General features: G+C 72.8%; 18 protein-coding genes. 7 read left to right on the forward strand and 11 right to left on the reverse strand.

All coding sequences use genetic code 11. The features are described from left to right. Window positions 1-22 precede the first annotated feature (22 nt). From B5557_RS35170 to B5557_RS35185, 4 genes are all read left to right on the forward strand, one after another. Complete coding sequence (locus B5557_RS35170) at window positions 23-3,526, forward strand: DNA polymerase III subunit alpha (RefSeq protein WP_079663262.1); 3,504 nt, start codon at window positions 23-25, stop codon at window positions 3,524-3,526. Beyond that, a complete protein-coding gene (locus tag B5557_RS35175) occupies window positions 3,523-4,497 on the forward strand; it encodes a DNA polymerase Y family protein (protein ID WP_079663263.1) in 975 nt (324 codons plus the stop codon). The genes B5557_RS35170 and B5557_RS35175 overlap by 4 nt, the downstream gene beginning before the upstream one ends. 166 nt (window positions 4,498-4,663) lie before the next feature. Next, window positions 4,664-5,533 (forward strand): alpha/beta fold hydrolase, encoded by an 870-nt coding sequence (locus tag B5557_RS35180; RefSeq protein WP_079663264.1) that lies wholly within the window; start codon window positions 4,664-4,666, stop codon window positions 5,531-5,533. A 181-nt stretch (window positions 5,534-5,714) separates the two neighbouring features. After that, window positions 5,715-6,176, forward strand: coding sequence for a GNAT family N-acetyltransferase (locus B5557_RS35185; protein ID WP_079663265.1), 462 nt, complete (start codon window positions 5,715-5,717; stop codon window positions 6,174-6,176). A 19-nt stretch (window positions 6,177-6,195) separates the two neighbouring features. Here the strand turns inward: B5557_RS35185 and B5557_RS45785 are convergent, their stop codons facing one another. After that, complete coding sequence (locus B5557_RS45785) at window positions 6,196-6,330, reverse strand: hypothetical protein (protein ID WP_099937639.1); 135 nt, start codon at window positions 6,328-6,330, stop codon at window positions 6,196-6,198. Between the two features lie 138 nt (window positions 6,331-6,468). On the opposite strand from B5557_RS45785, the gene B5557_RS35190 reads away from it, so the two are divergent. Then, window positions 6,469-7,083: a class I SAM-dependent methyltransferase gene (locus tag B5557_RS35190; RefSeq protein WP_079663266.1), complete on the forward strand. Its 615-nt coding sequence runs from the start codon at window positions 6,469-6,471 to the stop codon at window positions 7,081-7,083. Between the two features lie 52 nt (window positions 7,084-7,135). Here B5557_RS35190 and B5557_RS35195 read toward each other — a convergent pair whose 3' ends face one another. After that, window positions 7,136-7,645: a DUF402 domain-containing protein gene (locus B5557_RS35195; protein ID WP_079663267.1), complete on the reverse strand. Its 510-nt coding sequence runs from the start codon at window positions 7,643-7,645 to the stop codon at window positions 7,136-7,138. Then, window positions 7,626-8,552, reverse strand: a complete 927-nt coding sequence (locus B5557_RS35200; protein ID WP_079663268.1) for a GNAT family N-acetyltransferase — start codon at window positions 8,550-8,552, stop codon at window positions 7,626-7,628. Before B5557_RS35200 ends, B5557_RS35195 begins: the two co-directional genes overlap by 20 nt. A 74-nt stretch (window positions 8,553-8,626) precedes the next feature. Between B5557_RS35200 and B5557_RS35205 the strand changes: the two genes are divergently transcribed. Continuing rightward, complete coding sequence (locus B5557_RS35205) at window positions 8,627-9,004, forward strand: GntR family transcriptional regulator (RefSeq protein ID WP_180291684.1); 378 nt, start codon at window positions 8,627-8,629, stop codon at window positions 9,002-9,004. A gap of 215 nt (window positions 9,005-9,219) precedes the next feature. On the opposite strand, the gene B5557_RS35210 is transcribed toward B5557_RS35205, so the two are convergent. The 5 genes from B5557_RS35210 to B5557_RS35230 all read right to left on the reverse strand — a co-directional run bounded on the left by B5557_RS35210 (window position 9,220) and on the right by B5557_RS35230 (window position 13,891). Continuing rightward, window positions 9,220-9,993, reverse strand: coding sequence for a DUF72 domain-containing protein (locus B5557_RS35210; protein WP_079663270.1), 774 nt, complete (start codon window positions 9,991-9,993; stop codon window positions 9,220-9,222). 16 nt (window positions 9,994-10,009) lie between these two features. Next, window positions 10,010-11,119 carry a DUF5925 domain-containing protein gene (locus tag B5557_RS35215; RefSeq protein ID WP_079663271.1) on the reverse strand — a complete coding sequence of 370 codons (1,110 nt, stop codon included), beginning with the start codon at window positions 11,117-11,119 and terminating at the stop codon, window positions 10,010-10,012. A gap of 164 nt (window positions 11,120-11,283) precedes the next feature. Beyond that, on the reverse strand, window positions 11,284-12,069 hold the full coding sequence (locus B5557_RS35220; RefSeq protein WP_173877769.1) for a polysaccharide deacetylase family protein: 786 nt from the start codon (window positions 12,067-12,069) through the stop codon (window positions 11,284-11,286). Beyond that, window positions 12,066-13,064 (reverse strand): glycosyltransferase family 2 protein, encoded by a 999-nt coding sequence (locus B5557_RS35225; RefSeq protein ID WP_079663272.1) that lies wholly within the window; start codon window positions 13,062-13,064, stop codon window positions 12,066-12,068. Before B5557_RS35225 ends, B5557_RS35220 begins: the two co-directional genes overlap by 4 nt. Beyond that, the gene (locus B5557_RS35230) at window positions 13,061-13,891 is read right to left on the reverse strand and encodes a glycosyltransferase family 2 protein (RefSeq protein ID WP_079663273.1); all 831 of its coding nucleotides are present in this window, start codon (window positions 13,889-13,891) and stop codon (window positions 13,061-13,063) included. The genes B5557_RS35225 and B5557_RS35230 overlap by 4 nt, the downstream gene beginning before the upstream one ends. A 625-nt stretch (window positions 13,892-14,516) precedes the next feature. Between B5557_RS35230 and B5557_RS35235 the strand changes: the two genes are divergently transcribed. Continuing rightward, the gene (locus B5557_RS35235; RefSeq protein ID WP_079663274.1) at window positions 14,517-15,323 is read left to right on the forward strand and encodes an SGNH/GDSL hydrolase family protein; all 807 of its coding nucleotides are present in this window, start codon (window positions 14,517-14,519) and stop codon (window positions 15,321-15,323) included. Window positions 15,324-15,327: 4 nt separating this feature from the next. On the opposite strand, the gene B5557_RS35240 is transcribed toward B5557_RS35235, so the two are convergent. From B5557_RS35240 to B5557_RS35250, 3 genes are read right to left on the reverse strand one after another with little or no spacing between them, the layout of a single operon-like run. After that, a complete protein-coding gene (locus tag B5557_RS35240; RefSeq protein WP_079663275.1) occupies window positions 15,328-16,941 on the reverse strand; it encodes a serine/threonine-protein kinase in 1,614 nt (537 codons plus the stop codon). Between the two features lie 60 nt (window positions 16,942-17,001). Continuing rightward, window positions 17,002-18,756, reverse strand: a complete 1,755-nt coding sequence (locus tag B5557_RS35245; RefSeq protein ID WP_079663276.1) for a nickel transporter — start codon at window positions 18,754-18,756, stop codon at window positions 17,002-17,004. Beyond that, complete coding sequence (locus tag B5557_RS35250; protein WP_099937644.1) at window positions 18,753-20,339, reverse strand: tetratricopeptide repeat protein; 1,587 nt, start codon at window positions 20,337-20,339, stop codon at window positions 18,753-18,755. The genes B5557_RS35245 and B5557_RS35250 overlap by 4 nt, the downstream gene beginning before the upstream one ends. Window positions 20,340-20,423 lie beyond the last annotated feature (84 nt).

Below are 20,423 nucleotides of genomic sequence, written 5' to 3' on the forward strand. Positions count from 1 at the left end.
AGCGGGATCGCGGGAGGTGCGTGTGCCAGGGTTCACGCATCTGCACACCGTCTCCGGGTTCTCCCTGCGCTACGGCGCCTCGCACCCGGACCGGCTGGCCGAGCGCGCCTTCGAGCGGGGCATGGACGCCCTCGCCCTCACCGACCGCGACACCCTCGCCGGCACGGTCCGCTTCGCCAAGGCCTGCGCGAAGGCGGGCGTGCGTCCGCTGTTCGGGGTGGACCTGGCGGCCGCCGACGGGTCCGCGCGGCAGGACAGCGACGTACGCCGGGACCGGCGCCGCACGCCCGTGCGCGGCGGCGCCTTCGTCGACGAGTCGACACCCCGTGTCACCTTCCTCGCCCGTGACGGCGCCCGAGGCTGGGCCGACCTGTGCCGGATCGTGACCGCCGCCCAGCGGACCGAGGACATCCCGGTGCTGCCCTGGGCCGACAACCGTGGCGACGGCCTGACCGTCCTGCTCGGCCCCGCCTCCGACGTCGGCCGCGCGCTCGCCGCGGGCCGTCCGGACCGGGCCGCGAAGCTCCTCGCCCCCTGGCGGGAGGTGTACGGCGACGCCCTGCGCCTGGAGGCCGTCTGGCACGGGCGCACCGGCACCGGGCCCGGCTCCCTGCGCCTCGCCGCCCGTACCGTCGGCTTCGCCGCCGAACAGCGGATCCGGCCCGTCCTCAGCAACGCCGTCCGGTACGCCGACCCCGGCCAGGGCCCGGTCGCGGACGTCCTGGACGCCGCCCGCCGGCTGGTCCCCATCGACCCGACCAAGGAGCTCGACTCGGGCGAGGCCTGGCTCAAGGGCGCGGACGCCATGCTCGGGGCGGCGGAGCGGATCGTGGAGGCCGCGGGCTTCCGGCGGGACATCGCCCACCGCCTGCTGGAGCAGACCCGGGCGACGGCCGCCGAGTGCCTGGTCGACCCCGAGGACGACCTCGGCATGGGCGCCGTCCACTTCCCCGAGCCGCACCTCGTCGGCGCCGGCCGCCGCACCGCCCAGCGGGCGCTGGCCTCGCGGGCGGCGGCGGGGATGATCCTGCGGGGCTACGCCGACCGGCGCACGTACTGGGAGCGGATGCATCACGAGCTGGACATCATCGCCCACCACGGCTTCGCCTCCTACTTCCTGACGGTCGCTCAAGTCGTCGACGACGTACGGGACATGGGCATCCGGGTCGCCGCGCGCGGCTCCGGCGCCGGCTCCCTCGTCAACCATCTCCTCGGCATCGCCCACGCCGACCCGGTCGAGCACGGCCTGCTGATGGAGCGCTTCCTGTCCAAGGAACGGGTCGTGCTGCCCGACATCGACATCGACGTGGAGTCCGCGCGCCGCCTGGAGGTCTACCGCGCGATCATCGGCCGCTTCGGCACCGAGCGGGTCGCGACGGTGGCGATGCCGGAGACGTACCGGGTCCGCCATGCGATCCGGGACGTGGGCGCGGCCCTGTCCATGGATCCCGCCGAGATCGACCGCGTCGCCAAGTCCTTCCCGCACATCCGGGCGCGGGACGCCCGCGCGGCCCTGGAGGAGCTGCCCGAACTCAAGGCGCTGGCGGAGGAGAAGGAGAAGTACGGACGGCTCTGGGAACTGGTCGAGTCCCTGGACGCCCTGCCTCGCGGAGTCGCCATGCACCCGTGCGGGGTGCTCCTCTCCGACGCGTCGCTCCTGACCCGTACGCCGGTCATGCCGACCAGCGGTGAGGGGTTCCCCATGGCGCAGTTCGACAAGGACGACGTCGAGGACCTCGGGCTGCTCAAGCTGGACGTGCTGGGCGTGCGGATGCAGTCGGCGATGGCGCACGCGGTGGCGGAGGTGGAGCGGACGACGGGGGAGCGGATCGACCTGGACGCGGTCGAGGGCGGCGACGCGGCGACCTACCGGCTCATCCGGTCCACCGAGACGTTGGGCTGCTTCCAGATCGAGTCGCCGGGTCAGCGGGACCTGGTGGGGCGGTTGCAGCCGGCCACCTTCCACGACCTGGTCGTCGACATTTCGCTGTTCCGGCCCGGGCCGGTCGCCGCCGACATGGTGCGGCCGTTCATCGAGGCGCGGCACGGGCGGGCGCCGATCCGGTATCCGCACCCCGACCTGGAGGGACCGCTGCGGGACACCTACGGGGTCGTCGTCTTCCACGAGCAGATCATCGACATCGTCGCGATCATGACCGGCTGTGGGCGCGGCGAGGCGGACCGGGTGCGGCGCGGGCTGTCCGACCCGGAGTCGCAGGGCCGGATCAAGGTGTGGTTCGCACAGCACGCGGCGGCGAACGGGTACGACGCGGAAACGATTCGGCGGACCTGGGAGATCATCGAGGCCTTCGGCTCCTACGGCTTCTGCAAGGCGCACGCGGTCGCCTTCGCCGTCCCGACGTACCAGTCGGCGTGGCTGAAGGCGCACCACCCGGCCGCCTTCTATGCCGGGCTGCTCACACACGACCCCGGGATGTACCCGAAGCGACTGCTGCTGGCGGACGCGCGGCGGCGCGGGGTGCCGATCCTGCCGTTGGACGTGAACCGGTCGGGAGTCGCCCACCGCATCGAACTGGTGTCTGAATCTGGGGTCTGGGGGCTGCGGTTGGCCCTCTCCGACGTGTACGGCATCAGCGAGGCCGAGGCGGCGCGGGTCGCCGACGGACAGCCGTACGCCTCGCTGCTCGACTTCTGGGAGCGGGCCCGGCCCAGTCGCCCGCTGGCCGGGCGGCTCGCCCAGGTGGGCGCGTTGGACGCTTTCGGCGCCAACCGCCGTGATCTGCAACTGCACTTGACCGAACTGCACCGGGGGGCCCGGGGCGCGGGCGGCGGTCAACTCCCCCTGGCCGGTGGGCGGAAGACGGCCCCCGCCGGACTGCCCGACCTGTCCTCCGCCGAGCGGCTCAGCGCCGAGCTGGGCGTGCTGTCCATGGACGCCTCGCGCAACCTGATGGACGACCACCGCGCCTTCCTCGACGAACTGGGCGTGGTCTCGGCGCGCCGACTGCGGGAGGCCCGGCACGGGGAGACCGTGCTGGTCGCGGGCGCCAAGGCGGCCACCCAGACCCCGCCGATCCGGTCCGGCAAACGGGTCATCTTCAGCACCCTGGACGACGGCACCGGCCTGGTCGACCTCGCCTTCTTCGACGACTCCCACGACGCCTGCGCCCACACCGTCTTCCACTCCTGGCTGCTGCTGGTGCGCGGGGTGGTGCAGCGGCGCGGTCCGCGCAGCCTCAGCGTGGTGGGCGCCGCCGCCTGGAACCTCGCCGAACTCGTCGAACTGCGCGCCGAGGGCGGGCTGGACGAGGTGGCGGCACGGCTGGCGGAGCCGGCACAGGCGTCCACGCCGGATCGGGCACCGGCACCGGATCGGGCACCGGACCGGGCACCGGCAGCGGAGCCGGAAGAGGCCGGTGATCCCACGGGAGGCAGGCGGATCCGTCTGCCCACCGGATACGAACTCCACCCGTGGGCCGATCTGCGGCCCGCGGGACAGGAGGCCTCGCAAGGGCCTTCGACCGTACGGAAGTTGTGGCACCAGAGTCCGGGGAGTGCGGGATGACCATCCTCTGTGTACGTTTCCGGCTGCCTCCGCTGCGCGAGGTGGCGTTTGAGGAACTGCTCGGCCTCCTGGAGGAGTTCACGCCGGTCGTCGAGGCGTTGCCGCCGGACGGGGCGCTGGCCGATCTGCGGGGCGCCGAACGGTACTTCGGGCGCAGCGCGGTGGAGCTGGCGTCGGTGATCCGGGTGCGGGCGCTCGCGCGGTACGGCGTCGACTGCGTGATCGGCGCCGGCCCCGGCCCGCTGACGGCCCGTATGGCGCTGCGGGCCGCCCGGCCCGGGGTGACCTGCGCGGTCCCGGAGGGCGAGGTGAGGGAGTTCCTCGCCGAGAAGCCCGTCACCGCGCTGCCCGGCGTCGGTACGGCGACCGCCCGCACCCTGTGCGAGTACGGCCTCGACACCCTCGGCCGGGTCGCCGCCGCCCCCCTGTCCACGCTTCAACGCCTGGTCGGCGCGAAGACGGGCCGGGACCTGTACGAGAAGGTGAACGGCATCGACCGCGGCCGGGTCGTCCCGAACGCCGTCTCCCACTCCCTTGCCACCGAACGCCCCTTCCTCCTGGACGAGTTGGACCCCGACCGGCACCGCCGCGCCCTCCTCTCGGCCGCCGAGGAACTCGGCGCCCGGCTGCGCGCCCTGGAGAAGGTCTGCCGCACCCTGACCCTCACCGTGCGCTATGCCGACCTCTCCCGCTCCTCCACGACCCGCAGCCGCACCCTCAAGGAGCCGACCGCGCACTCCGCAGCCCTGACGAGGACGGCGTACGGCCTGTACGAGGCGCTCGGTCTGCAGCGCGCGCGGGTCCGTGCGATCGCCCTGCGCGCGGAGGCCCTCGGGCCCGCCGAACAGGCCTCCTACCAGCTTACCTTCGACCCTGCCGACGAGAAGGTCCGCCGGGTCGAGGAGGTGGCCGATCAGGTGCGGGCGAAGTTCGGCCCGGACGCGGTGAAGCCGGGAACGCTGGCGGCGTGACGATCGGTCACCCCGAACACCGCTTACTACCACTGGAAGTTTTTACTGACGCGTAACTTCACACTTCTGCTACTCGCTCGTAACTTGACGAATGAACAGCATCCTCGTGATCCGGATCACAGGGTAAGGCCATCGCACCTCCCTTGAGCCGCAAGGAGATCACCCGATGCTGCCCTGGAAGCGCGTGCTCAGACCGCTTGCCGCACTGCTGCTGGCCGCCGCGGCCGCCACCGTCCCCGCCACCGCCGCCCACGCCGACTCCGCCGCGACCGCCCCGTCGAGCGGTTGGAACGACTACCGCTGCAAGCCCTCCGCCGCCCACCCCCGGCCCGTCGTCCTCGTGCCCGGCACCTTCGGGAACTCCGTCGACAACTGGCTGGCCCTCGCCCCCTACCTGACGGTCCGCGGATACTGCGTCTTCTCCATGGACTACGGCCGCCTCCCGGGTGTCCCGCTCTTCGACGGACTCGGCCCCATCGACACCTCGGCCCGCGAGCTCTCCGTCTTCGTCGACAAGGTGCTCACCGCGACCGGCGCCGCCAAGGCCGACCTCGTCGGCCACTCGCAGGGCGGCATGATGCCCCGTCACTACCTGAAGTTCCTCGGCGGAGCCGCCAAGGTGAACGCGCTCGTCGGCCTCGCCCCCAGCAACCACGGCACCACCCTCGACGGACTCACCAACCTGCTGCCCTACTTCCCGGGCGCCGAGGACCTGCTCTCGGCCGCCACCCCCGGCCTCGCCGACCAGATCGTCGGGTCGGACTTCCTCACCAGGCTCAACGCGGGCGGCGACACCGTCGCCGGCGTCCACTACACGGTCATCGCCACCCGGCACGACGAGGTCGTCACGCCGTGGCGCACCCAGTACCTCAGCGGTTCCGACGTGCACAACGTCCTGCTCCAGGACCTGTGCCCGCTGGACCTCTCCGAGCATGTGGCGATCGGGCTGTTCGACCGGATCGCCTTCCACGAGGTGGCCAACGCGCTCGACCCGGCCCACGCCACCCGCACCACCTGCGCGTCCGCCCTGAGCTGACCCGCGGATCGTCCCGCCGGGGCCTGTCCGACCTGAGCCGCCGGTCAGGCCCCGGAGTCCTCAAGACCAAGAAACCGTGAAAACGCCTGCTGGGGGCGGCCGACGGCGATCTTTAGGGTCGCCTTAAGGACATGCTGAGCCTGAGCTCAGGTAGGTGGCTCGGGTAGGTAGCGTGCGCGGTATGACGAGCGAGGAGATCCGGCCCGCGACGGCGGCCGACGTACCGGCGGTGAAAGCCGTCACGGACGCCGCGTACACGCACTACATCGAGCGCATCGGGCAGGTGCCGCTGCCCATGGAGGCGGACCACGCGGCGAACGTGGCCGCGGGGAAGGTGTACGTCACCGGCGATCCGGTCGGCGGCGCCGTGGTCGGTCTGGTGGTGGTCGAGGCGTTCGCGGACCATCTGTTCCTCGACAGCATCGCCGTCCACCCCGACGCCCACGGCAAGGGCGTCGGGCGGCGGCTGCTGCACTTCGTGGACGCACACGCGCGTGCGCTCGGCCTGTCCGAGGTCAGGCTCTACACGAACGCGATGATGTGGGAGAACCAGAAGATCTACCCGAGGTACGGCTACCAGCTCGTGGAGCGTCGCACGGACGGACCGTACGACCGCCTCCACTACCGCAAGCGGCTGGACTGACCGCGCCCGGCGGCGGGCGTCAGCCGTCCGGCCACCAGGTGCGTGCGATGTCCTTGCGCACCTCGGGGCGCCCGGCGGGCCGTTCCTCGGCCTCGTCGCGGAGCCGGCGGGAGTCCGTCTTCTTCAGGGGCTTCTGCACGGTGGTACGGCGCATGGCTGCCTCCTTCAGGGCCACCGGGTTCCGCGTTCTCACGGAGGTAGACCCTTTCGGGGAGAGTTCCTCATCGCCCCCGATCTGTCAGTGGCGGCTGTCACGATTCGAGTGTCAGTGGTGGGTGTCACTCTTGGGCACATGACGAAAAAGAGTGACGAAGCGACTTCGGCCGGCGTCGACTGGGACGCGGCGGCGCCCGCCTTCGACGAGGAGCCGGACCACGGCCTGCGCGACCCCGAGGTGCGCGCCGCCTGGGCCCGGCGGCTGCGCACCTGGCTGCCCGAGCGCGGCGGTGACGTTCTCGATCTCGGCTGCGGCACCGGCAGCCTGTCGCTCCTCGCCGCCGAACAGGGCCACCGGGTGACGGGGGTCGACCTGGCCCGGCCCATGATCGACCTGGCCCGCGCCAAACTCGCCGGGCGTGACGCGGTGTTCCTCCTCGGTGACGCGGCGGCGCCCCCGGTCGGCGAGCAGCGCTTCGACACCGTGCTCGTACGGCATGTGCTGTGGGCCCTGCCCGACCCCGCACGGGCCCTGCGGCACTGGCGCGACCTGCTGCGGCCGGGAGGCCGGCTCGTGCTGGTCGAGGGCGTCTGGGGGAGCGTCGCCCCGGTCGGCATACCGGCGGACCGGCTCACCGCCCTGCTGGCCCCGCTGACCGAGCACGCGCGCGTGGAACGGCTGTCGCAGGACGCGGGACTGTGGGGCCAGGCCGTGGACGACGAGCGGTACGCGGTGGTGGCGACGGTGTGAAGCGGCCGCCCGCCCCGCAGCCGGACCCGCAGGCCCTCACGTCAGTAGGCGCTCACGTCAGCAGGGCCTCGAAGTCGCCGCCGTGCGCCAGTGCCTCCAGCTCGTTCAGAGCGGCCACGGCGGCCGCCGCTGCCGTCGGGTCGGTCCGCGCCAGCCCGCTCTCCTCGAACTCGTCCTCGTCCAGCCGCCGGACGTCCGTCCCGTCGGCGGAGCGCCACAGGTCCAGGTCGAGGTCCTCGACGGTCAGTTCGGTGCCGGAGAGCGTGGCCGGGCGGGTGATGTCGCAGTACCAGCCCTTCAGGGCGCCCGCCCGGTCGCGGACCTCCTTCACCGCGTACCAGCGGTCCCGCCAGTAGTACTCGGTGAACACGTCACCCGCCTCGAACCGTACGAACCCGAAGTCGCGTACGCCGTCACCGGCCCAGGGGGCGCGCACGGCGATCCTGGTGCCGTCGTCCGAGAGCAGCTCGGCCGCGTAACGGATCTTCGTCCGGCCGCCCTTGACCAGGACGACGTCCACCTGACCCGCCGGGGAGGCCGGCTCAGCCGAGTTCGCGGACATACCGCACCTCCGTCGCGCAGATCTCGTACCCGAACCACTTGTTGATCGCGAGCATGGGCCCGTTGTCCGCGTCGTTGCCCGTGTAGGCCTCCCGGCACCCCGCGGCGCGGGCGCGGTGCAGCGAGTCGTTCTTGACGAGCTTGGCCAGGCCGCGGCCGCGGTGGGTGCGGGCGGTGCCGGTCATGCCCGTGCTGTAGCGGCCGCCCTCGGTGTGGGCCACGCTGAAGGCGACCGGCCGGCCGTCGGCCACGGCGACCGAGGTCAGGTCCAGGTTCAGGTGGGGGTACTTCCAGTACTCCTCGATCCAGGCCTCGTAGTCCGTGAACTCGGTGTCGATGTCGCCCGGTTCGTCCGACGCCGCGTCCGCGTCCAGGGCGAACAGCGGGCGCGGGTCGTCGGCGAAGTCGGCGGCCGTGCGCAGCTCGACGCCGGGCGGGGGTGCCTGGAGCGGCGGCAGCGTGGCGTGGGCCAGGTCCAGGCGCAGGAAGTGCGAGGAGCGGCTCGCCCGGTAGCCGTGGCGCTCGGCGAAGGCACGGTTGCCCGGCTCGTCCAGGACCCAGCTGAACAGCTTCGTCGCCCCGTGCGCCGACAGATGCTCCTCGGCCGTGCGGACCAGCAGCTCGCCCGCGCCGCCTCCGGTGCGCGCCGGGTCCACGTACACGTTGAGCGAGCCCTGCCCGGGTTCGGGGCTCTCATGGGCGAGCCCCACCTGGGCCGTTCCGATGACCTGGCCGTCCTGCACCGCGACCAGCTTGCGGGCGTGGGCGTCGGGATGGGACAGGGCGAGGCCGTGCAGCACGGAGGCCGGGCTGAAGAACACGTAGGGCAGAGCGAGGTGCCGGACCCGGATGAAGCCCTCGATGTCTGCGCGTGCGTCGGGGCGCAGATCGCGCACGATGACGGTCATGTGAACGGACGCTACGGGGGAGCGGCGTCCCCATGCCTCTGAATTTTTTCCGGTGGGTACGGGACAATCGGCCCGTGACCTTGAAGATCCACATCGATGAGAGCGCCGCGCCGTACGAGCAGGTGCGGGCGCAGATCTCCGGGCAGGCGCGGTCGGGAGCCCTGCCGGTCGGCTACCGGCTGCCGACGGTGCGGGGACTGGCCGAGTCGCTCGGCCTCGCCGCGAACACCGTCGCCAAGGCGTACCGGGCGCTGGAGGCGGACGGGGTGATCGAGACCCGGGGGCGGGGCGGCACGTTCGTGGCCGCGGCGGGGTCGGCGGCGGAGCGTGAGGCGGCGACCGCGGCGCAGGCCTACGCCGAGCGGGTGCGGCGGCTCGGGCTCACCCAGGAGCAGGCGTCGGTGGCCGTACGGGACGCCCTGCGGGCGGCCTACCAGGATCGATCGGCCTGAGGTGATCGAGCAGGCGTGATCGGCCGGGCCTGATCGGCCGGGCCTGATCGGCCGGGCCTGATCGGCCGGGCGTGATCGGCCGGGCCTGATCGGCCGGGCGTGATCGGCCGGGCCTGATCGGCCGGGCGTGATCGGCCGGGCCTGATCGGCCGGGCCTGATCGGCCGGGCCTGATCGGCCAGGCCTGATCGGCCGGGCGTGGCCGAGCGGGCGTGATCAGCCGCGGGCCGCGAGTGCGCGAGGGGTGCGGGTCACCGTCAGGCCGGCCCGCTCCGCCGTCCTGCCGAACAGCGCCGCGTCCCCGACCGCCGCGCCGCCGGGGTCGTTGTTGAAGTACGCGTACACGTCGTCCCCGTCCTGCCAGGTCGTCGCGACGCGGTCGATCCAGCTCTCCAGGGCGCGCTGCCCGTAGCGCGGCCACGGCTGGGCGCGGCCCTGGTGGAAGCGGACGTAGCCCCAGTCGGCGGTCCGCCACAGCGGGGTGACCGGGCGGGAGAGGACGTCGGCCCAGCACAGGGCCGCGCCCCGGGACCGCAGGACCTCCCGCACCTCGGGGGCCCACCACGAGTCGTGACGCGGCTCCACCGCGACCCGCGTGCCCGAGGGGAAGCAGGACAGACAGGCGTCCAGCAGCTCGGAGTCGGCCCGCAGGGTCGGCGGCAGCTGGAGCAGGACCGGGCCGAGCCGGGCGCCGAGGCCGGCCGCGTGGCTCATCAGCCGGTGCACCGGCTCCTCGGGGTCCTTCAGCCGCTTGATGTGGGTCAGATAGCGGCTCGCCTTCACCGCGACCGTGAAGTCCGCCGGTACCCGCTCGGCCCAGGACGCGAACGTCTCCCGCGACGGCAGCCGGTAGAAGGCGTTGTTGATCTCGACGGTGGCGAAATGCTCCGTGTACTCCTCCAGCCACCGCCGCAGGGGCACGTCGGCCGGGTACAGGACGCCCTTCCAGTCCTTGTACTGCCAGCCCGACGTGCCGACGTACAGCGTCATACCTCCATCAAAACACCTACAGGTACAGTCCCGCGTCCGACCGCCCCCGGGGCTCGGGCAGCGAGGTCGGGGACGTGCCCCGGCGCAGTGCGTACAACTCCGCCAGCGTGGCGCCCTCGCGACCGATGTCCTCCTCCCGGGCGGCGGCCTCCCTGCCCAGCCAGTCCACGGCCTCCCGCTGGGTCAGCGGGCCGACCTCGATCCGGGCCAGACAGCGGCCGGGGCGGACGACGGCGGGGTGCAGGCGCTCCAGGTCCTCGTTGGTCGTCACGCCCACCAGGACGTTGCGGCCCTGGCCGAGCAGGCCGTCGGTGAGGTTCAGCAGCCGCGACAACGCCTGGCCCGCCGTGTGCTTGGCCTCGCCGCGGATCAGCTCGTCGCAGTCCTCCAGGAGCAGCAGCCGCCAGCGACCCTTGCCCGTGCCGTCCTCCTCGCCGATCGCGATGTCCATCAGATAGCCGACGTCGGAGAACAGCCGTTCGGGGTCCAGGACGCAGTCCACCTGGCACCAGTCCCGCCAGGACCGGGCCAGGGTGCGCAGCGCCGAGGTCTTGCCGGTGCCGGGCGGGCCGTGCAGCAGGAGCAGCCGGCCCGCGATGTCCTCGGGAGTCGTCCCCATCAGAGCGTCCAACGCCTCGGCGACGGGGGCCGTGTAGTTGGGGCGCACCTCGTCCCAGGTGCCCGCGGAGATCTGCCGGGTGGTGCGGTGCGGGCCGCGTCGCGGGGAGACGTACCAGAACCCCATGGTCACGTTCTCCGGCTGGGGTTCGGGCTCGTCCGCCGCGCCCTCGGTGGCCTCGTCGAGCACCTTCGCGGCCAGTTCGGCGGTGGTCGCGGTGACCGTGACGTCGGCGCCGCGGTTCCAGCGGGACACCAGCAGCGTCCAGCCGTCCCCCTCGGCCAGGGTGGCGCTGCGGTCCTCGTCGCGGGCGACGCGCAGCACGCGGGCCTGCGGCGGCAGCAGCGTCGCGCCGGAGCGTACGCGGTCGATGTTCGCGGCGTGCGAGTACGGCTGCTCGCCCGTCGCGAAGCGGCCGAGGAACAGCGCGTCGACGACATCGGACGGGGAGTCGGAGTCGTCGACGGTGAGCCGGATCGGCAGAGCGTCCTGTGGCTGGGCAGACATGCGGCCATGATCCGGCACCCGGGCCCCGTCTGCACCCGGTTTCCGCAGTGCGCGTGGTGTGCCCGGTGTGTCGGATGTGCCCGGTGCACCCCGTTTCCCGGTTACGGGCGGCGGGTCCGGGCTGTGGTGGGTGGCCCCGACGGGCTCCGCCGGGGCCACCGCCCTCACACCAGTCGCTGGAGTCGCCGGGTCCGCCGGACCATCGCGTACCCCTTGGTCAGCGCCCGGTCCCGGGCGAACGTACGGCCGATCGCCCGACCGTCGAGCAGCCGTTCGAACTCCGTGGTGTCCGTGGCCCGCCGTACCGTCACCCGGCGCAGGGCGTACGGTCCTTGCGCGCGGCGGGCGAGGGAGTTGCCCACGGCGAGCGCCTGGGCGAAGCCGTGGCCGCGCACCGCCGCCCGCACCCGGCGACTGGAGTAGCCGTACGGGTAGGCGAACGACACGGGCGGGGCGCCCAGTTCGTCGGCGACGATGTCCCGGCAGCGGGTCAGCTCGGCGCGCAGCGCCGCGTCGTCGAGCTGGTCGAGCTGCGGGTGGGTGTGGCTGTGGCCGCCGATCTCGACGCCCGCGTCCGCCAGTCGGCGTATCTGACGCCAGTCCAGCATGGTGTCCAGGCCGCCGCCGGTGTCGTGGGCGCCCCGGATCCAGCCGGTGGAGACGAACAGGGTGGCCGGGAAGCCGTGCCCGGCCAGGGCCGGGAGGGCGTGCCGGTGCACGCCCTCGTAGCCGTCGTCGAAGGTGATCAGCACCGGGCGGTCCGGCAGCGGCCGGCCCGCCCGCCAGCGGGCCGCCAGGTCCGCCGTGGTGAGCGGGGTCAGACCCCGGTCCGCGATCACCGCGAGCTGCTCGGCGAACGCCTCGGGGGTGACCGAGAGCGTGCGGGTGGCGTCGCTGGGGTCGGCGGCGACCGCGTGGTACATGAGGATCGGCACGCCCCCCGGCGTCATGCGGCCCGCTCCACGTCGTCCAGGGAGATCGGCACCACGGCGAACGTCGTCCCCGCCCGCCGCGCCCGCATGCTGCCGACCACGTACCCGCCGGCGGCGTGCAGCACCCCGGCGACGATCGCGCCCGCCCGCCGGGCCCCGCCGGGGCGGGCCAGCAGCAGGTCGCGCAGCCCGCGGACCACACCGGCCGGCAACACCCGGGTGGTGTAACGGCGTTCGGTCTCCAGCCCCTTGTCGACGCCGACGCTGCGGGCGACGAGCGCCTTGGACAGGCCTTCGGCGTAGGTGCGTGTGCGGAAGTACCCGAAGCGCTCGCGTCCCTCGGGCACCCTGTGGTGGATCACCGCGCGGTCGTCCATCAGCAGGATCGCGTCGGGTCTCGCGCGGCTGAGCCGGATGCACAGATCCGTCTCCTCGCCGCCCATCGGCCGTTTGCTGCCGTCGCGTCCGATGCCGGTGGCGAAGCCGCCCACGCACTCGAACGCGCTGCGCCGGAAGGAGGCGTTCCCGCCGAGGATGTTGCGCACGCGGACCCGGCCGGGCGGCAGGCCCAGGTAGGAGCAGCCCACCACCCAGTCGAACTCCTCGGGAAACCAGTCGGGCCGCCGCCCCGACGACCACACGGGCACCGCCCGGCCGCCCACGGCGAGCACCCGGGGGTCGGAGTAGGGGTCGGCGAACCGGCGCAGCCAGTCCCGTTCGGCGACGGCGTCGTCGTCGAGGAAGGCGACGACCTCGCCGCGGGAGGCGGCGATGCCGGTGTTGCGGCCGGCCGACAGGCCGCGCGGGCCCGCGTTGGGCAGCACCCGTACCTCGTCGGTCTCCTTGTACTCGCTTCTCAGCCGGTCCAGGAGTGTCGGGTTGTGGTCGACGACGAGCAGGGTCTCCACCGCCGGGTGGGTCTGCGCGCGCACCGAGGCGATCGCCGCGAGGATGTCCTCCCAGCGGTCCTCGGTGTACACGCAGATGACGACGGAGACGTCGATCGTGCTCAAGACGCCTCTCCCCGGACCGAGTCGAGCATCGGCGAGCGGCGCACCAGGCGGCGCAGCGCCCGCCGGTTGGACCGCTCCCGGAGGATCACCCGCAGGACGCGCAGCCCGTCGCGGACGGCGCGCAGGTTGCTGACGCCGTGGATGCGCAGGTACTCGTGGCTGGGGATCTCCTGGACCTTCAGCCCGGCCTTGACGACCCGGATGTTGATCAGGGTCTCGATCTCGAAGCCGGTGCAGTCGAGCTCGACCTTGTCCAGGCAGTGCCGCCAGAACGCGTTGTACCCGTAACACAGGTCGGTGTAGCGGGCGCCGAACTTGCGGTTGACGATGGCGCACAGGACCCGGTTGCCCAGCCATCGGATGAAGGTCATGTCGTCGGTGCCGCCGCCGTTGGCGAAGCGGGAGCCCTTGGCGAAGTCCGCGCCGGAGACGAGGGCGGAGACGTACGACACGATCTCGTTGCCGTCGGCGGAGCCGTCGGCGTCGACCATCACGATGATGTCGCCGGTGCACGCCTCGAAGCCGGTGATCAGGGCGTCGCCCTTGCCCCGGCCCTGCTGGCCGACGACCTTGACGCCGGGCCACAGGTCACGCGCGACCTGGACGGTGGCGTCGGTGGAGTTGCCGTCGACCAGGACCACTTCGTGGATCCAGTCCGGCAGGGTCTTGAAGACGTACGGAAGGTTCTCGGCCTCGTTCATCGCGGGGATGACCACGCTCACCGGCGGCGCGATGGCCAGGTGAGAGGAGATGGGCCGGTACTTGTCGACGGCGTGCGGGCTTTGGAGATCCTCGCCCGAGGTCGCCGGCTGCAGAACGGAACTCATGACTTCGGTCCCTCTCGTCCGGTGGGCCGCCCGCCCCTGGGCGGCCCGGAATCCACGTCCGGTTCGAAAGGGGGGTTTGGTGTCTCACCCACGAACGGCACGGCCACGGCCGTGCGGCACGACATGGCGGCACGCTCTGCGCGCACGCCGGGTGAGTTGGCAAAGCTGACCGGCCACCGGCGAAACGACGGCGGCCGACTGCGCGGCACGGCCCGGTCACCACTGCGGTCACCGAGCTCGGCACCCCCCTACCGCGCTCTCGCCCCGGATGCCGCCGCGGTCCCTGAGCCCTCCCCTGGAGCCGATGCCGACGGTCCGATGCGAGTGAGAAGTATGACGGTATTGATGATAAAGCCCGGATGGCAAGCCCTTGGCGGCCCTCTTACCTTTTTGTTCGTTTGACCGTTACACAATGATGCGTCCCGACCGAAACGGATGTACGGCTATGGGAGAAAAGGGAATTGAGGGGCTGTCAACAAGCCTGATGTGTGCACGCAATAGCGCGAGCGAAAAGAGGCCGTGAACGATCACGTCAGGGCGCAGAAAGTCTTGGCATGGACACTTCCCGTCAACACGCGTAGTTGCTACGGCGGTTGTGGCAGAGATCCTGCTAAAGGGAGGTTCCATGAGACGTTCCCGACTTGTCGTATTCGTCAGCTCACTCCTCCTCGCCGTCGGCGCCGCCCTCACCGGGGCGGCCGCGGCGCACGCGTCCCCAGCAGCCGCGACCGGCGGCTATGTGGCGCTCGGCGACTCCTACTCCTCCGGCGTCGGCGCGGGCAGCTACCTCAGCTCCAGCGGCGACTGCAAGCGCAGCACCAAGGCGTACCCGTACCTCTGGAACGCCGCCCACACCCCCGCCTCGTTCACCTTCGCGGCCTGTTCAGGCGCTCGTACGGGTGATGTCCTGGCGAGCCAGCTCGGCGGCCTGAACTCCTCCACCGGCCTGGTCTCCCTCACCGCCGGCGGCAACGACGCGGGCTTCGCCGACGTCATGACGACCTGTGTCACCGGCTCCGACAGCACCTGCCTCAACCGCATCAACACCGCCAAGGCCTACGTCGACTCGACGCTCCCCGGCAAACTCGACACCCTCTACTCGACGATCAGCGCCAAGGCGCCCAACGCGCACGTGGTCGTCATCGGCTACCCCCGCTTCTACGAAGTCGGCACGCTCTGCCTGGGCCTGTCCGACACCAAGCGCTCCGCCATCAACAACGCGGCCGACTACCTCGACGCCGCGACCGCCAAGCGCGCCGCGGCCCACGGCTTCGCCTTCGGCGACGTCCGCACCACTTTCACCGGCCACGAGATCTGCTCCGGCAGCTCCTGGCTGCACAGCCTCAACCTGCTCGACATCGGCGAGTCCTACCACCCGACCGCATCCGGTCAGTCGGGTGGCTACCTGCCGGTCCTGAACAGCGCGGCCTGAGCCGTCACTCGGACGGCGAGGGCGAAGGGGAGGCCCCGGCCGACGGGGTCTCCTCCTCGCAGCTGACCGAGAACGGCACCGAGTCGGACGTCGTCTTCACCGGCTCCCGCACCTCGACGCCGATCGCGTTCTCATACGTCCCGCTCTGCTCGTACGTCGACACGATCACCTTGTCCTGCTTGGACCTGCCCCCGCCCGACGGGAACTCGAGCGTCTTCCAGGTCTGGCCGGAGAGCTCGCCGTCCTTCGTCACCCAGCGGTAGGACACCGTCGCGGGCAGCCGCCCCACGGTGATCGTCGCAGTGAAGGCGGGCGCGTCGGCGTTCCCCGGCGGACACGAACCGGAGTACTCGGTGTGCGCCCCGCTCACGGTGACCGCCACGGTCTGCGCCGGCGCCTCGGAGGAGGCGCTCTCACTCGGACTCGGGCTCGGCGACTCGCTGGTCTCCTCGCTCGACTCCGGCCGCGTCGCAGGCGAACTCACGATCCCCGTACCGCTGTTGGTGACGCCGCCGGTGCCGCCTCCGCCGCCGCCGTCGTCACGGTTCAGCAGCCCGTACGTCAGCCCGGCGACGGCCAGCGCCAGCACCGCCACCCCGGCCACCAGGACCACCCCCGCGCGCCGGTTGCGCTCCGGCCGGGCCGAGTCGGTCGTCGCAGGGGCGGCCGTCCAGGGCTGGGGCGGCGTCGGCGGCCCCTGGCGGAGAGGCTCGGCGGGGGTCGCGGCCGTCGGCGGATACGGCGTGTACGGCACCTGCGCCGTCGCACCGGTCCCGTCCGCGAGCGGGTCGCCGCCCGCCGCGACGATCCGCAGGTCACGCTCGGCCATGTCGGCCGGCAGCCGCTGGGCCGGATCCTTGCGCAGCAGCCCCTCGATCACCGGCGCCAGCGGCCCGGCCCGGTACGGCGGCGGCAGCTCCTCGTCGACGATCGCACGCAGGGTGCTCAGCGGGGTGTCGTGCCGGAACGGGGAGTTGCCCTCGACCGCCGCGTACAGCAGCACGCCCAGCGACCACAGGTCCGACTCGGGCCCCGGCGTACGTCCCAGCGCGCGCTCCGGCGCGAGGAACTCGGGAGAGCCGATGACCTCGCCGGTCATGGTCAGCGCGGAGGTGCCCTCGACGGTCGCGATGCCGAAGTCGGTGAGCACCACCCGGCCGTCGTTCGACAGCAGCACGTTCGCCGGCTTCACGTCCCGGTGCAGCACCCCGGCCTCGTGCGCGGCCCGCAGCGCGGACAGCACCTCGGCCCCGATGTGCGCGGCCCGCGCCGGTTCCAGCGGCCCCTCCGCGTCCAGCAGTTCGGCGAGGGAGATCCCGCGCACGATCTCCATGACGATCCAGGGCCGCCCGTCCTGCGTGGCCACGTCGTACACCGTCACGACGTTCCGGTTCGCGACCCGGGCCGCGGCCCAGGCCTCGCGCTCCAGCCGGGCGTACATCCGCTCGACGTCCGAGGCCGACAGTCCGTGCGGGGCGCGCACCTCCTTGACGGCGACCTCGCGGTGCAGCACCTCGTCATGGGCCCGCCACACCGTTCCCATGCCGCCCTCGCCGAGCGGGGTCAGCAGACGGTAGCGGCCCGCGATCAGACGTTCACTGCCCGGTTCTTCGGACACCGCGCCCCCATTCCGCTCTTCGTATCCGGGCGAAAACCTCCGCAACTCCCCCAACGTAGCTCAGCCGAGTACGGATGCGGCCCCCTTGAGCACCAGCCCGGCGCCGAGGGCGACGACGAGGAACGCCGACCACAGGGGCATGTTGCGGCGGACGAGCGTCACGGCCGGGTGGGTCGTCCAGCGCGGCTGCCGGTCCAGGAGCCGGGTCGCCCCCGCACCCAGCCTGACGACGGCGAACCCGGCGGCGGTGAGGGTCAGCGCCAGCCCGACGCCGTACGCGACGACGAGCAGCAGCCCGAACCAGGCCTGCCCGAGCGCCGCCGCGCCGACCAGTACGACCACGGCGGACGGGCTGGGGACCATGCCTCCGGCGAACCCGAGCAGGATCGTGCCGCGCAGGGTGGGGGCGACGGCGTGGGTGTGGGTGTGGCCGCCGTGGGTGTGCGTGTGGGTGCGGCCGTGCTGGTGGTCGTGCTCGTGGTCGTGGTGATCGTGGCTGTGGTCATGGTCGTGACCGTGGTCCGGGGCGGGCTCGGAGGCCTGATGGGTATGCGTGTGCGGGGTGGGGGCGCCCACGAGGGCCAGTTGACGGGCGGGGGGCTTGGCAGGCGCGTGACTGTGGTCGTGCCCGTGTCCGTCCGCGTGGCCGTGCCCGTCCCCGTGGTCATGTTCGTGGTCAGGGCCGTGATCGTGCCCGTGTCCGTCCCCGTGATCGTGGCCGTGCTCATGCCCATGCCCATGCCCATGCCCATGTCCGTGGCCGTGCCCCAGTCCGTGTCCGCGGTTGCGCCAGGCCCGGCGGGCGAGGCTCGTGCCCGCGAAGAGCACCAGTGCGCCGCTCGCCAGGCCCAGCCAGGCGATCACCGAGGGCGCCGCGGCCGAACCGGCGGTGACGAGGAGGCCGAGGGCGACGACGCCCAGGGTGTGGGTGATGGTGACGGAGGCGGCGAGCGGCAGGACGTCCTTCATCCGGGCCTTGCCGCCGCGTGCGGCCGCCGTCGCCGCCATGATGGTCTTGCCGTGTCCCGGCGCGACGGCGTGCATCGCGCCGAGCCCGACGGCGATCACCAGGGCCAGCGCGGCGAAGCCGACGGTGAAGTGCTGCCGTGCGACCAGGTCGTCCAGGGCCTGCGTCCAGCGGTCGGCGCCGCGCGGCAGCACGGACGCGGCCGGAGCGTCCCGCTTGTCCTCGACGAGGGCCGCGCCACCGGGCCGCACCTTCACGGACGCGGTCGAGGTGTCGGCCGGGGAGGAGAGCAACTCCTTGGGATAGCTGGTGAGTTCACCCGATGTCGACTTCTCGGGCACGTCGGAGTCGGTGAGCGTCATACGGTCGCCGCGGGCGGTGATCTCACGCCAGCCGGGGCCGCTGGAGGCCCCCTCGCTGTGGAAGCCGAGGGTGACGGTGTCCTCGTCGGGCAGCGGGGCCGTCAGCCGGCACTCGACGCGCAGGGTGTTGAGCCCCGCCTGACCGGGCCGTACGACCGCCTTGCTGCTGCCCGCCGTGAGGGTGACGGCACGGCCGTCGACGGTGAGTCTGCTGCCGCTCGCGGCCGTCGCGCACCGCTGCCGGGCCCACTCGGTCATCCCGAGCCGCTCGATGTCCGGCTTCGCCTGGGTCGCCGGGATCTCGGCGAGGTCCTCGACGTGGTCGACGCGCAGTTGTCCGGGGGCGGCTACGAGTCCGTCGTAGCGGTTGACGGTGAAGTTGCCGAGGGGGTGCGCGCTCGCGCCGGCGGAAGGAACCAGCGCGAGCGCGCAGCCGGCCGTGAACACGGCCGCGCAGGAGGCGAACAGACGACGACGCGACCTCACTTGCTCGCCTCCAGCGTCTTGAGTGCCGTACGGGCCTCGCGGGCGCCCAGCGGGGAGAAGCCGGGGTTCAGCTTCAGGGCGGCGGAGAGGTGGGTACGGGCGTCGGCGGGGTGCGAGGTGGCTTTCTCGATCACACCGCGGTGGTAGAGGAAGGCCGCGTTGCGGTAGCCGGTGGCGGTGGCCTGCCGGGCGTAGGGGAGCGCCTCGGCGTCCTTGCCGTTGACGTGCAGGGCCCAGGCGAGGGCGTCCGCCGTGTGCACGGTGTGCCGGCGGGACCAGTCGTCGCGGGCCGCGCGCAGGGCCGTCGCCTTGTCACCGTGGTCGGCGGCGGCGAGCGCGGTGTCGAGGTCGGCGTTGACGCCGTTGGCGCGGGCGATCGCCGTCCACGCGTCGACGAGCGCGTACTGGTCCTGGGCCTTCGCCCGGTCGCCCTCGCCGCCCCGGGCCTCGTACAGCTCACCGAGCTCGACCAGCGGGCCGGGGAGCGGATAGCGGGCGACGATGAGCTCCAACCCCTTGATGGCCTCGGCCTGTTGGCCGCTCGCCGCCTGAGCGCGGGCGCGGCCCTCCAGCGCCGGAAGGTAGTTCTCGTCGGCGGCGAGGGCGCGGGCGTAGTGGGTGAGCGCGGTGGGGTAGTCGCCCTGGTTCCAGGCGAGTTGGCCGAGCTGGGAGGCGACGTAGGCGATGTCGCCGGGAGAGGTCGACGCGGCGAGCGCCCGGTCCAGGACCCGGCGGGCGGTGGTGACGTCGCCGCGCAGCTCGTGGACGTAGGCGTAGCGGGTGAACACCGGTACGCCGGGCCGCCGTTCGTCGGCCGTCCGCACGGCCTGCTCGGCGTCGTCGTAGCGGCCGAGTTCGACGAGGGCGTCGATACGGGAGCACAGGGCGCGTTCGCTGTACGGGTTCTGCTTCAACGCCTGGTCGGCGTAGGTCAGGGCGTTCGCGAAGTCGTGCCGGGCGGCGGCGAGGGCGGCCCGGCCGGCGAGGGCCTGGTCGTTGTCGGGGCGCAGGGCGAGGGACCGCTTCAGGGCCTGCTCGGCCTGCGGGTAGCGGGAGGGGTCGCCCTTGGTGCGGGCCTGCTCGACGTAGGCGAGGCCGAGGGTGGCCCAGCCGCCGAAGTCCTTGGTCTGGGCGCGGAGATGGGTCTGGAGCGCGGTGATGCCCGAGTCGAGATCGCCACTGGCGAGGAGCCCGGGGGAGACCGCTGCGGCGGTCGCGACAGGCACGTCCTGCCCGTCCCGCGCCGCCCCGAGCGCGATCGCCCCGGCGGTGAGCGCAACGGCCAACATCGCGGCACAGGCCCCGAGTTGAACCCCGCGCCACCGGCGCCCAGCGGCGCCCACACGACGAACGGCAGCGACACGATCAGCGCCACCGCCGGCAGCGTCGGGCGAATTCGGCTCGGTGGCCCCTGCGGTCGTGTGCTCGGGGTTCGCCTCGACGACGTCGCCCGCGGCCGCGCCGGTCACGACGGAGGCGTCCTCGGGGGCCCGCCCGGAGTTCGGGGCGGGTTGATCTGAAGCCGCTGCCGGCCGGCCGGAGGCCGCCTGCTCCGGTTCGCCGTCGTTCGTCCGCGGGGACATGCCCTCTCCTAGGTCGCCTGGGGTGGATCAGCCTGCTCGCGTGGGGGTGGCGCGGCCCGCGTCGTGGGGGATGAGTACGCGGGC

The sequence above is a fragment of the Streptomyces sp. 3214.6 genome, from assembly GCF_900129855.1.
Classification (GTDB): Bacteria; Actinomycetota; Actinomycetes; order Streptomycetales; family Streptomycetaceae; genus Streptomyces; species Streptomyces soliscabiei.

Excerpts from the sequence above, each read along its gene's own strand:
- B5557_RS35230 (WP_079663273.1), bottom strand. The coding sequence starts at position 13,891 with ATGAGTTCCGTTCTGCAGCCGGCGACCTCGGGCGAGGATCTCCAAAGC.
- B5557_RS35235 (WP_079663274.1), top strand. The coding sequence starts at position 14,517 with ATGAGACGTTCCCGACTTGTCGTATTCGTCAGCTCACTCCTCCTCGCC.
- B5557_RS35220 (WP_173877769.1), bottom strand. The coding sequence starts at position 12,069 with ATGACGCCGGGGGGCGTGCCGATCCTCATGTACCACGCGGTCGCCGCC.
- B5557_RS35200 (WP_079663268.1), bottom strand. The coding sequence starts at position 8,552 with ATGACCGTCATCGTGCGCGATCTGCGCCCCGACGCACGCGCAGACATC.
- B5557_RS35190 (WP_079663266.1), top strand. The coding sequence starts at position 6,469 with ATGACGAAAAAGAGTGACGAAGCGACTTCGGCCGGCGTCGACTGGGAC.
- B5557_RS45785 (WP_099937639.1), bottom strand. The coding sequence starts at position 6,330 with ATGCGCCGTACCACCGTGCAGAAGCCCCTGAAGAAGACGGACTCCCGC.
- B5557_RS35215 (WP_079663271.1), bottom strand. The coding sequence starts at position 11,119 with ATGTCTGCCCAGCCACAGGACGCTCTGCCGATCCGGCTCACCGTCGAC.
- B5557_RS35180 (WP_079663264.1), top strand. The coding sequence starts at position 4,664 with ATGCTGCCCTGGAAGCGCGTGCTCAGACCGCTTGCCGCACTGCTGCTG.
- B5557_RS35185 (WP_079663265.1), top strand. The coding sequence starts at position 5,715 with ATGACGAGCGAGGAGATCCGGCCCGCGACGGCGGCCGACGTACCGGCG.
- B5557_RS35250 (WP_099937644.1), bottom strand. The coding sequence starts at position 20,339 with ATGTCCCCGCGGACGAACGACGGCGAACCGGAGCAGGCGGCCTCCGGC.
- B5557_RS35195 (WP_079663267.1), bottom strand. The coding sequence starts at position 7,645 with ATGTCCGCGAACTCGGCTGAGCCGGCCTCCCCGGCGGGTCAGGTGGAC.
- B5557_RS35175 (WP_079663263.1), top strand. The coding sequence starts at position 3,523 with ATGACCATCCTCTGTGTACGTTTCCGGCTGCCTCCGCTGCGCGAGGTG.
- B5557_RS35210 (WP_079663270.1), bottom strand. The coding sequence starts at position 9,993 with ATGACGCTGTACGTCGGCACGTCGGGCTGGCAGTACAAGGACTGGAAG.